Below are 11,721 nucleotides of genomic sequence, written 5' to 3' on the forward strand. Positions count from 1 at the left end.
GATAGCACATGTACATTATGTATAAATTGATCATGCGGAAAAGGTGGCGATGACCATTGGCAAAGTTTGTTCGGTTGTAAATAAAACTGTCATATATAATATCGCAATTATACAGAGTGTGTCGTTTTCTTGCGTGGTGTTAATGTTGTGATGCAAAGGGTACAGCTGTTTGACATGTGTATATTTGCTTTTCGTTAGTATCCTGAAAGCACGCATGAGGCTAACAGGTTTATATGTATAGATGGACTGTAGTCTGTGTTGGATGGGACAGCCCTGTTCTATGGCCTTTGCTGACTTGTGTTGTGGATTCTGACAGCAATAATATTCTGTCGTGACCTGTAAGGATTTGGAAAGACGAATTTTAAGCGAAGGCAGTCCAGGCAGCGACCATTTTTTGCCTATTCTGTCTTTGCTCTTTTTCTTAGGTTGGCGTTGACGGTAAATTTCATGTACAAGCAGGATACTTGAAAGTGTCATTTGCAAGGGGGGACACTTGTCTAAAAAAGAAGCATCGGTCTTATCTGCTGCATGTCTGGAAACGCTGGGTGGTGTCACAAGCGCTCTCGGCCTGGCCCTGGTGACCTTGGACACCAAGGGGCGGATTGTGCATATGGACGCTGCAACCGCCGCCATCCTCGGTGTGGATGCGTCTGGTGTGGTGGGAAAGGATCTGTCCTTCATGCTCCAGGAAGATATGAGCGAACGCAGTTGTTTGGAGACCATGGATGATTTGCGCAAAGGAAGATCTGTCTCTTTTGAGATTGAACGAGGCGGGAGCGTGTATGCGTGCCGCTGCGTGTTTTTGAAGAAAAAGACCAGCACGGGCGCAGCTATTTTGCTGCCATTGCGGGATATAACAGAGGAACGCCGTACGGATGAGGAATTGCGAAGGGAGCGCCAGCGCCACATTTTTCTCATGGAAGCCCTGCCTGGCTTTTTGCTCATTGTGGGCGAAGACAGACAAATTACCTATAGTAACCGGCAATTCCGCAAGTTTTTTGGCAAAAATTTCGAGTGCAATGCGTTTTTCCAACGCTATGACGATGCAAGCGTACTCGGCGATATCCCCGCTTTTCAGGATATTTTTTGTGGAGCGCCTTTGGAATGGGAGTGGAAAGCGGAAAGCGGCGAATTTTATCGCATCTATACGCACCCTATGACCGATGCGGAGGGCACGCTCCAGGTTATACTGCACGGGATGGACATAACCGCGCGCAAGCAGGCGGAAATTGTGCTCAGGCGCTCTCATGATGAACTGGAGCAGCGCGTTATGGAGCGCACGCTGGAACTCAGGGAGTCGGAAACCAGGTTCAGGGCCGTGGTGGAAGATCAAACCGAACTGATCTGCCGCTTTTCTCCGGATTTGATGATCAACTTCGTCAATGGCGCGTTTTGCCGCTTTTTCGGGCTGAGGCCCCAGGATTTGATAGGTGAACGCTTTTTTCCCGGCATAGTGGATGATGATCTCCTTGTCCTTGAGAGCCTGTCGGATTCCGTCTCCAGTGGCGAAGCCCTGGAGAACGCCACGACTCTGGAATTTCGCGTATGGTTTGAAGGCAAGGAAGATTGCTGGCTGCGCTGGAATATCCGGGGCATACACGACGGGCATGGGGAGCTGGTTGAATTCCAGGCCGTGGGCGCCGATGTCACCATGTTGCGCCATGCCGAGAAGCGCTACTACAACCTGATCCAGAATCTGCCGATCATCATTTTCGCCCTGGATTATAATTTTGAGCTCGTCTTCATAAATGACACGTGCAAGACAATGCTCGGCTACACCCCCGAAGAGGGACTGACAGAGCCGGGCTGGTTTTTTGATCATGTGCATCCCGAAGACCGGGAGCGGGTGCGGGAAATCATGTTTTCAGGCCGGTTGAACAGGGAAGAGCGCACCCCTTCAGTGGAATTCCGGTTTCAGCATCGCAAAGGGTATCTGGTCAATCTGCTGGCCCGCCCCATTCAGGCAGGACGCCGCCCTTCTTCGGGCGCCTGGGACAGGGTGGAAGGCATTATCATGGACGTTACCGAGCGCAGCGTTCTGGACAAGATGCTGGCGCAACGGGAGCGGCTCAATACCTTGGGCGCCATGTCCGATGAATTGGCACATGAAATCCGCAACCCGCTCTTTGCCCTGGGCGGGTATGCCAGGCGGTTGCATTCCAAACAGCCCGAGCTGGTGGAAGCTGGCATAATTCTGGAAGAAGCCGTGCGGCTGGAAAAGCTGCTGGACCGTATCCGCCGCTACCTGGAGCCTGTTTCCGTGACGCGCAAACCATGCAAGGTGGATGTGCTGCTAAACTTTAGCGCCGATTTGCTGGCCGGCGCCATGTCGCGCCAGGTTGTCAATCTGGTGGTGGATACCGATCAAGATGTCCCCATTATCCACTCGGACCCGGACGTTCTTTCGCAGGTTTTCATGAATCTGCTTTCCAACGGCATGTCCGCCATAGGGCAGGGCGGTACCATGCATATCTCCACCTATGAAACGCTCAAACATATCGGCATCGACATTCGGCTGTCTCCGCTCAAAATCACGTTGCCCAGTCAGGAACGCATGCTCATGCCTTTTGACATGGAAGAAGGGGGGCTGAATCTGGCCGTGAGCTACCGTATGCTGAAAAATGTGGATGGCTTTCTGGACTTCAGCCAAAAGGATGAAAGCGCACAGTTTACTGTATTGCTGCCAAAAAACGGGGGGAACCCCGAGACGGGAAGAAGCCGTAAGCGCGGCCCTGCAGCCAATGCGGCAGGCGAAAGCTCCCTGTCCGGAAACTGACGCCTGCCGCCTTATCCGGCGTATTTACCCCCGCAAAAAGAATTCCTTGTTCCGCGTTACGGAAATGCCGGGCACTTCCACAATGGGGTGCCCCTGGGCATCTGTCTCCACACCGGCGGGAAACGCAAATGCCGGGTCAAGGGCCTGGTAGTATTCGAGCGAATAGGGCTTGAGCGTGAAGGCCGTTGCGTTCTTTGCCGCCCGCGCCGCAATGGCGGTGAGGTTGAAATCGGCATCCCCAAGGGGCGTACGCACCACATAAAGCGGGATTTCGCGGCCGCTTTCATGCCGCCGCAAATGGGTGGCGATGATGATCACGTCCGTTGCGGAAACAGGGCGCTCCCCGTTCATGACGATTTGCAGCGGCAACCCGGCAGCGTACAAATGGTAGAGCTCGATTCCTATCTGCCGGCACTTGTAGCACATGGCTTTCATCTCTTCCGGGGTGTCATTCACGCCCGCCAGCAGGATGATATTGTTGTAGACCGTGACCCCTTTGCTGAGAAAAGCCGCAATGATCTCCCTGTGCGTATCGTTGAATTCCGAGGAGTGGAGGAATTGGGCTTCGATCTCCAGGCGCAGCGGGTTGACCACGCGCAGCCCGTTGAGTGCGGCAACCCGCTCGATGACTGCGGATGTGAAATGCTCCGGGGCGTAGGTGAATTCCACGCTGCGCAAACGCAGGGCATTGACGTGGCGGATGTCTTCCAGGCGAGAGGCGATGGTCGCCACAGTATCGAGCCTGTCCAGCAACCCGTCTTTGGCGGAAAGTACAACGTCCGTTATGCGGGGATCTTTTGCGATGTAGGCTAACTGCTTTTCCAAATCCTGGGGGGCGCCGGCGTCGAGCTCCACGCGGGTGGCGTGGATGCGCCACAGGGAGTCGAGCCCGGTGGCTACAATGCTTTGCGGGATGCGCTGGTCTGCAAGCAACGTCTCCTGGGCTTTGCGCAGCCGGTCAGCATCAAACGGGGGCGCTGTCTCTTCCGCATCTTCCAGGTGCCCCAAAAACAGGGAATCATCGCCTATCTTGGCCATGAAGGGCACGTCCAGCGTCCCGTTCTTGTTGGCTTCCGCACTCATCAAGGTGAAATTGGGCGCGAATTTCTTGAAGTAGTCTTCGCTGTAAGGCGTACGGATCCATATATCATCAGGGGCGTCCGCACTTTTCTGCACGGCCCAGCCGCTGGTGTTCCAGTCTATCTTGCCGATTTTGGTGGCGGTGCAGATGATAGGGATGGCGCGGTCGGAAAGGTGCGCCCGCAAATAGGCGGCCGCTGCATGGCCCTCGGCTATTTCCGTCCAGTAGACGTTGTTCCCCTGGATGGGGCTGCAGGGGATGTAGATGTAGTGCATCTCCGATCCCGCACCGCGCAACTGGCGGTAAAGCTCCACCAGCTCCTTGCCGCTTTCGTTGCAGTTCTTCAGAAAGGGCGTTTGCGTGTAAACCTGAAGGCCTCCTTGTACAAGACGGGAGATGATGTCCAGGCTGTAGCAAGAGACTTCATCCGGATGGATGAAGTGCGTGGCGACCTCCAGCCGTTTCCCGCGGGAGGCCAGGTCCTTGTTCTTTTCGATGAGGTAGCGCAGCCAGAAGGCGTCTTCCTTGTAGAACATGTTCGGATAATAGGAGATGCAGCGCGAAGCGATACGGATGGTCTGAATGTGGGGCATGTCCCCCAGACCTTCCACGGCGCAGAGCAGCGTATCTTTGTTCATCAGGGGTTCGCCCCCTGTTAGCACGATCTCTTTCAGGTCGGTGGCGCCCTGGATGTATTGCAGAGCTTTTTCCACGTCCTCCACCGTGGGGGTGGGCAGGTTGCGGCAGTCCTTATGCTTGCGGAAACAGAACCGGCAGTACACCGGACAGCTCATGTGCAGCACAAAGATGGGGCGGTTCTGGTACATCTGTTCGAGCAGCCCCTGGTGGAACTGTCCGATCCAGGTATTTTTGTGGCCGGATTCGTCCAGTTCCTCCACAAAGGGCATGAACTGATAAGCAACCCGGCTGGAAAGCCTGGACTGGCGCACCACATGTTTGGAAAGCCGCACGGGATACATCTCGATGACCTGTTGCAAGTCGTCTCGCTGTTCCGGGGGCACCGCAGTGTTGGTCAAATGCTCGTACTGCGCCACGTCCTTGACTGTGGCAAAGCCGCTCCCAGGAATGACGACTTCCAGAATGGCCATCAGAAAATTCATGGGCAGCGTCAATCCAGAGACGACGATCGGCGTGTCGCTATGGTGGTTGGCGGTTTCCAGCTGTTTGAGCACGGTTTTCAAAAAGGCCTGCTCATCCATGTCGCAATGCGTGAGAAGGCTTGCGAGTTTTTCCTCTCCTGTCCCCTGACCAATGGCGTCGCCAAAGTCCTGGCCCAGAAAGGCGGCATCGCCATAGGAATCAAGAAAGTTGGTGACTGCCTGGTGCAGTTGGTCCTGGTCTACGAGCACGGTTTCGCCGGAATGGGCGAAACGCATTTCAATGGTGCTGGTCGTCGTCATTGTCGCGCCTGTGCCTTAGGTTTTTGTGTTGGAAAGCGGCTTGTACCAGACATTCATGGATTCAAGCGTCCCCGATATCTGCGTGTTGCGCGTCAAGGTGCCGGCATAGCGGTAGCCGTGGCGCGAAAAACTGATGTTCATTCCGTAAGAGGTGGCGCGCGCAATGGTGAAAGCGGTGTGGTACCCCAGATCACACATTTTGCGCTCCATGTGCCCCAGCAGATGAAAGGCCGCTCCAGCACCCCGCATTTGCGGCAGTGTGGCGAAGTCGGTCATTTCCACCACGTTGTGTTCCGCTTCTGTTTCGCAGGAGGCTAAAGCCACGATTTCACCTTGCGCCTTGAGCGCGAAATACAGCACGTGGGAGTCCATGGTGGTGCGTATGAACTCCGGATCGGTGATGGGAAAAGGGTAGGTGGCAAATACACGGGCGTAGAGCGCCGCCATGGCAGGGGCGTCATCGGGCGTCATGGCGGCCACATTCCATTGCTGTTGCTCCCGACGCGGTTTGGAGACCAGCTTGCGTACCTTGGCGTTGCGCAGCACATCCAGCACACGAGCCGGGTCAGGCTCTATGCTGCGTGTTGCATCCAGGTAGCGGGCCAGGAAAAAACCGTTTTCGCGCCCCTGCCCTGTGAGCGCGGGAAAGAACCCCGGGACCATGGCTTCCGCAACATAACCCGCGTCCAGAAACTCTTTAGTAAGCGATTCCGGGATCTTGGCAAATATTTTACCGTAACCTTTTTGCGAGGCCAGGGCCTCCAAATCGGAAATAATGGCGGGGCAGTCTTCTGGCGCCAACCGCATCAAATACACCCGGTCGGAGTGGCTGCCGTGCTGCACTAATGAGCGCCCAATGGTGACGATGGCGTCAGGCTGCATGGAATGGACCCTCTGTTGCTATGCAATAGTATCTAGAGGGGGCGTTTACGGATATGCCCCCCCGCTATGTGTTTTGAATCGCTGCCCGATACGGTATGCGAACTGTTGTCAATCTACTGGATAATCAGGGGGCAGCGCGAGGAGAGATACCCATTTGCCAGAATATTCCCCCTCGCGCTGCCCCGGTTACATCCCTACTCTGCAGCGGAAAGTCCTTCCACAAGTGTGGCGATGCCTTGTCCGCCGCCAATGCACGCGGCGGCGCAGCCGTAGCGTCCTTTCTTCTCTGCCAGAATGCGGGCCAGGGTGCCTACCAGGCGGATGCCCGTGGCGCCCATGGCATGGCCAAGGGCAAGAGCGCCACCTTTGATATTGACGCGCTCGGGGTCCAGCCCCAGGGTGCGTATGGCGTGCAACACAACTACGGCAAAGGCTTCGTTGATTTCCCAATAGTCCACGGCCTCGGGGCCCAGACCGTATTTTTCCAGGGCCATGGTTGCGGCGGGAATCGGCCCTGTGCCCATCAGGGTGGGGTCCACACCGCAAAAGCCTATGGAGCGCAGCGCGGCGCGGATTGGGATTCCCCTGTCTTCCGCGGCCTGGCGACTCATAAGCAGCATGCAGCTTGCGCCGGCGTTGAGTGGTGAGGCATTGCCCGCCGTAACGGCGCCATCTTCGCGAAAGGCGGGTTTCAGACCGGCCAGTGATTCCTGGGTCGCATTGGGGCGGATGCACTGGTCCTGCGCCACAGTAAGGCTCGCGCCATCTGCCTGCTCTGCCTCCACAGGCAGAATTTCGTCACCAAAAAAGCCATCGGCCAGGGCCGCGGCGGCAAGCTTGTGCGAGCGCACACTCCAGGCGTCCTGCTCTTCGCGGGTGTAGCCATGCATGGTGGAGAGCTTTTCTGCTGTCAGCCCCATGTTCATGGTGGTGCGCATATCCCAGTGCGTGTATTCGGGCGTGTAAAAGAGAGACGGGTGCACATCTGCCCAGCCGGACTCATACAAAGCAGGGCCAATGGGCACGCGTGTCATGTGCTCCATGCCTGCCACCAGAACCACATCGGCAAACCCGGAAGCGATCTCCAGAAAACCGGTATGCAGCGCAGCCATGCTGGAACCGCACTGCTGGTCGATGAACTTGGCGGAAGTCTTTGCAGAAAGGTTGGCCAAAAAGACGGGCGTGCGCCCCCCGTATGTCCACTGCTCGTTCACGCCCAGGGCGCTGCCCACTATGAAATCCTGCACTTCTTCCGCTGCAACGCCACAGCGCGTCAGCAGTTCCGGCAGAATAAGGCGCAAAAGCTCGTCGGCCCGCAGTTTGTGAAACCAGTCCACCTCAGGCTTGGCGGGCTTGGAGCGGGAAAAGGGCGTACGCAGATAACCGGCAATGACAACGTCGTTCATCTCAAATTTCCTGTGGCTTGCACGTTGGTGAACAGTTTTAACGACAGATTTTGGGGCCTCTCGCTCTATTGGGCCAGCCCGCACCATCTGGCGAGGAACAAGGCGTATGTTTTTGCTGTATGTACAATACTGTCAATACTCACGCATTCGTTGGCGGCGTGGATATTCTTGGCTACCGGCCCATAGCAGGTGGCATTGCCTTTGCCGTAGGCAACAAAGGCGTGCAGGTCCGTAGTGCAGGTGCACACGTATTCCTCGGGCGGCTGGCCACAAATGGATTGATGCGCGTGACCCAGGGTGTCCAACACGGGGTTGTCCATAGGCAGAGCGTGCCCTCTGGAGCGGAACCCGTAGAATTCCACCTTGGGATGGTTGGCTGCCAGCCAGGGGTCTGCCGCGGAGGCATCCCGCACGCGCTCCACAATGCGCTGGCAAATGGCTTCGTAACTTTGTCCCGGGTAGAAGGATAAGCGTCCATGCAACTCTGCAAAGGCCGGCACGGTGGAGGGCCAGTCGCCCCCTTTGATGATGCCGATGTTGAGATTCAGGGGGTGGGGAATGGCGTCGTACCCTTCCGGCCTGGGCTCCTGGTTCATCTCGCGTTCCAGGTCACGCAGCGCGCTGATGATGGGGAAGAGCTTCTCAATGGCGTTGGAGCCGGCCTGGGCGTCCAGCACGTGGCTGGGCAGGCCGGAGACATCCACCTTGAACCAGAGCACGCCCACCTGCCTGCTGAGGATGGTGGGGCCGAAAGGTTCGGGAATGAGCACAGCGTCCGCATCATAACCGGCATCCAGGCAGGCCAGCGCGCCGTTGCCGCTGCATTCTTCCTCGATGACCGTTTCCAGGATAACGTCACCTTCAAGGCCAAAGCCTGCTTTTTCTATGGCTTTAGCGGCAAAGACCATGGCGGCAACGCCCGACTTCATATCTCCGGCGCCGCGCCCGTATATCCAGCCGTCCTTAACCAGGGGGGTAAAGGGGTCGGAGTCCCAGTATTCCAGCGGTGTGGGGCTCACCACGTCCAGGTGCCCATTGAAAAGCGCGCTTTTCGCGTCGGGATTCTGTCCTTTGACAACGGCAACCAGGTTGTTGCGCCCCACAGCCAAATCGTATTCCCAGGGTACGGGCGCAAAGCCCGGATGCCTGGAGAGGCGGTTGGGGTCTATGGGAATGCGTATGGGATCGAAGCCGAGCCCGAGCAGGGCGTCTTCCATCACATTCACTACGGAGGCTTCGTTCTCCAGGGTGCTGGGTTCGGCCACCAGCTTGCGTGTGAGGTCCACGATGTCGTCTGAAAGGGCTTCTACGGCCTCTACGACAGCGCGTTCTTTTCCGTCTGTAATCCGGTCCATATCAGGTTCCATAACAAGCTCCTGGTTTTGGCCTCAGAAGCGAGGGATTTCGCCCTCTGGGATCAGGAATTTTGCTCCTGTTTTCTGCTGCACTTCTTCCAGCGTCACGCCTTCGGCCAGTTCGCGCAGGGTCAGCCCATCACTGGTTACGTCCAGCACGGCCAGTTCCGTGATGATGCGGTCCACGCAGGCCTTTGCGGTTAAAGGCAGGGTGCAGCGTTCAAGTATTTTTGGCTCGCCCTTGCGGGTCGTATGCGTGGTCATAACCACGAGCCGTCTGGCTTTTTGCGCCAGTTCCATGCCCCCGCCAATGCCAGGGGCGTATTTGCCAGGAATTATCCAGTTGGCCAGATCGCCATTGGCGGCCACTTCGAGTGTGCCTAAAAAGGCGATGTCCAGCCGACCTCCCCGGACTATGGAAAAGGATGTTGCACTATCGAAGAAGGAAGCCCCCGCAGCCGTACAAATATATCCGCCGCCGGCGTCGATGAGCATGGGGTCGCACGCATTGCGCTCCACATGGCCTTTCATGCCCAGCACACCGTTTTCGGAATGGACCAGCACCTGGGTTTCGGGCGTGATGTAGCCCATGATAAGAGCCGGCAGGCCGATGCCGAGATTGACGATCTGTCCGGGCTGGAGTTCCCGCGCCGCTCTGGAAGCTATTTTATCCTTGTATGACATGGTGCTCCAATATGCTGTGCCCGGGGCCGGGGTTGCCGCCCAAATCCACGATCCTGTCCACATAGGCGCAGGGCGTATGGATGTGGTCAGGGTCCAGTTCGCCGGTTTCAACCACATCAACGGCCTCGGCAATCACCAGGTCGGCGGCCATGGCCATGAGCGGATTGAAGTTGCGCGCCGTCTTCTCATAGACCAGGTTGCCGGAGCGGTCGGCCTTGTGTGCCGCAATGAGGGCGACATCGGCGCGCAGGCTGGGTTCCACGATGACCTTCTGCCCCTGAAATTCCATGGTCTGACGGCTTTCGCAAATGATGGTGTCCACCCCAATGTCGGTGAGAAATCCGGGCAGACCGGCGCCGCCGCAGCGGATTTTTTCCGCCAGAATGCCTTGCGGGTGGAATTCCACTTCAATGTCGCCCTTGTGCATCATCTCTATGACAACGCCATTCAGTCCCAGATGGGAGAGCACTATCTTGGAAACGAGCCCGGCTTCGGCCAGCAGCGAGATGCCCATGCCGGGCTCGTTAGCTTCATTCTTGATGATGGTCAGGTCCCTGACCCCGCGTTCAAGAAGCTTTGCAATCAACGTAGCGGGCGTGCCGGGCATGCCGAAGCCGCCGACCATGATGACGGCGCCGTCGTTTATGCCTTCAAGGGCGCTATCCAGGGGCACTGTCTTATCCAGCATCTGACATATCCTCGCTATACCTCGGCAGGGCGTGCAAAAAGGCGCTCTTCCAACCGGACAAGGGCGCGTTCGAACTTGTCGAGCAGCTCGCCCACCTGTTCTTCATTGATGATGAGCGGAGGCGTTACCAGCACATGGTCGCCGCGGTGCCCGTTGATGGAGCGCCTGGGGTAGACGATGAGCCCTTCGTCAAAGGCTTCGGCCGTCAGCGCCTGGGCAACTGTCAATTCAGCAGGGAAGGGCGCCTTGCTTTTTCTGTCCGCAACAAATTCCACGGCCCACAGAAGCCCTATGCCGCGCACGTCCCCGATGATTTCATGCTTGTCCATGAGTTGGCGCAGTCCTGTTCCAAGGACTTCGCCCATGGCGGCCGCGTTTTCGGCAAGGTTGTCTTCCATGATGATGTCCAGCACCTTTTCACCCACTGCACAAGCCATGGGCGCGCCGGCATTGGTGTGTCCGTGCTTGAAGCCGCCGTCGGACATTACCGCGTCCACGATTTCCCGGCGGCTGATGGTGGCGGCCAGGGGGAAGTAGCCGGACCCCATGCCCTTGGAAAGGGCCACGATGTCGGCCTGTACGTTCCAGTGCTCGTAGGCAAAGAGCTTGCCTGTGCGCCCGTACCCCGTCATTACCTCGTCCAGGATGAAGAGAATGTCGTACTTGCGGCAGATGCTCTGGATGATGTCGAAGTATTCGGGCGGGGGCACCAGGGCGCCGCCGCTTGCTCCGGTCACTGGTTCGGCGATGAAGGCCGCAATGTTGCGCTTGCCGTAATCCTGGATGCATTGCTCCAGCGCCCAGGCGCAGCGCAGCCCGCATTCGGGATAGGTTTCATTGTATTCGCAGCGATAGCAGTAGGGCGCCGGAATGCGCGGATGGGCGCGCAAAAGTTGTCGGTAGGGGTTTTCCAGCACCGCGTATGAGGTCAGGGACAGCGCGCCCAGGGTAGCGCCATGGTAGCTGGGAAAGCGCGAGATGATCAGGTTGCGGGAATCACCCCTGGCGTAAAAATACTGCTGGCAGAGCTTGAGCGCCGCTTCCACGGCTTCTGATCCACTGGAGACGTAAAATACCCTGTTCAGATGCGCGGCCGAGTTGTCCACCAGCTTCTTGGCCAGATTATGGGCAGGCTCGTTTTCAAACTGGGTACGGTAGCAGAAGAATGTCTGCTTGGCCTGTTCGGTTATGGCTTCAAGCACGCGCGGGTCGCCATGCCCGATATTGCAGATAACAGCGCCCGAGGCGCCGTCCAAATATTGCTTGCCATTATGATCCCACAGGTAAACGCCCTCTCCTTTGGAAACAAAGGGGTTGGACATAGAGGTCTGGTAGTAGAGGTAGGGTGAGTAAAAAGGCTGTACCATGTTCGCTCCATATTTCATGCAGCGCCCGGAGGGGGCCGGCGGCACGCATGCTGCGTCCCGG

Annotated in this window: 8 protein-coding genes; 1 reads left to right on the forward strand and 7 read right to left on the reverse strand. The window is 57.2% G+C overall.

What is annotated here, in order from left to right; genetic code table 11:
- Window positions 1-493: 493 nt before the first annotated feature.
- Window positions 494-2,776, forward strand: coding sequence for a PAS domain-containing protein (locus ACZ5EH_RS11165; RefSeq protein WP_464278205.1), 2,283 nt, complete (start codon window positions 494-496; stop codon window positions 2,774-2,776).
- A 24-nt stretch (window positions 2,777-2,800) separates the two neighbouring features.
- Here ACZ5EH_RS11165 and ACZ5EH_RS11170 read toward each other — a convergent pair whose 3' ends face one another.
- From ACZ5EH_RS11170 to ACZ5EH_RS11200, 7 genes are all read right to left on the reverse strand, one after another.
- Complete coding sequence (locus ACZ5EH_RS11170; RefSeq protein WP_464278206.1) at window positions 2,801-5,278, reverse strand: radical SAM protein; 2,478 nt, start codon at window positions 5,276-5,278, stop codon at window positions 2,801-2,803.
- A gap of 15 nt (window positions 5,279-5,293) precedes the next feature.
- Window positions 5,294-6,160 carry a putative beta-lysine N-acetyltransferase gene (gene ablB / locus ACZ5EH_RS11175; RefSeq protein ID WP_464278207.1) on the reverse strand — a complete coding sequence of 289 codons (867 nt, stop codon included), beginning with the start codon at window positions 6,158-6,160 and terminating at the stop codon, window positions 5,294-5,296.
- Window positions 6,161-6,354: 194 nt separating this feature from the next.
- Window positions 6,355-7,566 carry an acetyl-CoA C-acetyltransferase gene (locus ACZ5EH_RS11180; protein WP_464278208.1) on the reverse strand — a complete coding sequence of 404 codons (1,212 nt, stop codon included), beginning with the start codon at window positions 7,564-7,566 and terminating at the stop codon, window positions 6,355-6,357.
- Window positions 7,567-7,631: 65 nt separating this feature from the next.
- On the reverse strand, window positions 7,632-8,933 hold the full coding sequence (locus ACZ5EH_RS11185; RefSeq protein ID WP_464278209.1) for an ArgE/DapE family deacylase: 1,302 nt from the start codon (window positions 8,931-8,933) through the stop codon (window positions 7,632-7,634).
- Window positions 8,934-8,954: 21 nt separating this feature from the next.
- Window positions 8,955-9,605, reverse strand: a complete 651-nt coding sequence (locus ACZ5EH_RS11190; RefSeq protein WP_464278210.1) for a 3-oxoacid CoA-transferase subunit B — start codon at window positions 9,603-9,605, stop codon at window positions 8,955-8,957.
- The gene (locus ACZ5EH_RS11195; protein WP_464278211.1) at window positions 9,589-10,293 is read right to left on the reverse strand and encodes a CoA transferase subunit A; all 705 of its coding nucleotides are present in this window, start codon (window positions 10,291-10,293) and stop codon (window positions 9,589-9,591) included. Before ACZ5EH_RS11195 ends, ACZ5EH_RS11190 begins: the two co-directional genes overlap by 17 nt.
- A 14-nt stretch (window positions 10,294-10,307) precedes the next feature.
- The gene (locus ACZ5EH_RS11200; RefSeq protein ID WP_464278212.1) at window positions 10,308-11,660 is read right to left on the reverse strand and encodes an aminotransferase family protein; all 1,353 of its coding nucleotides are present in this window, start codon (window positions 11,658-11,660) and stop codon (window positions 10,308-10,310) included.
- Window positions 11,661-11,721: the final 61 nt, after the last annotated feature.

This window comes from Desulfovibrio biadhensis, assembly GCF_055388615.1.

Bases quoted from the DNA above. Each gene is read 5' to 3' on its own strand.
- ACZ5EH_RS11170 (WP_464278206.1), bottom strand. From the start codon at position 5,278: ATGACGACGACCAGCACCATTGAAATGCGTTTCGCCCATTCCGGCGAA.
- ablB (WP_464278207.1), bottom strand. From the start codon at position 6,160: ATGCAGCCTGACGCCATCGTCACCATTGGGCGCTCATTAGTGCAGCAC.
- ACZ5EH_RS11180 (WP_464278208.1), bottom strand. From the start codon at position 7,566: ATGAACGACGTTGTCATTGCCGGTTATCTGCGTACGCCCTTTTCCCGC.
- ACZ5EH_RS11185 (WP_464278209.1), bottom strand. From the start codon at position 8,933: ATGGAACCTGATATGGACCGGATTACAGACGGAAAAGAACGCGCTGTC.
- ACZ5EH_RS11190 (WP_464278210.1), bottom strand. From the start codon at position 9,605: ATGTCATACAAGGATAAAATAGCTTCCAGAGCGGCGCGGGAACTCCAG.
- ACZ5EH_RS11195 (WP_464278211.1), bottom strand. From the start codon at position 10,293: ATGCTGGATAAGACAGTGCCCCTGGATAGCGCCCTTGAAGGCATAAAC.
- ACZ5EH_RS11200 (WP_464278212.1), bottom strand. From the start codon at position 11,660: ATGGTACAGCCTTTTTACTCACCCTACCTCTACTACCAGACCTCTATG.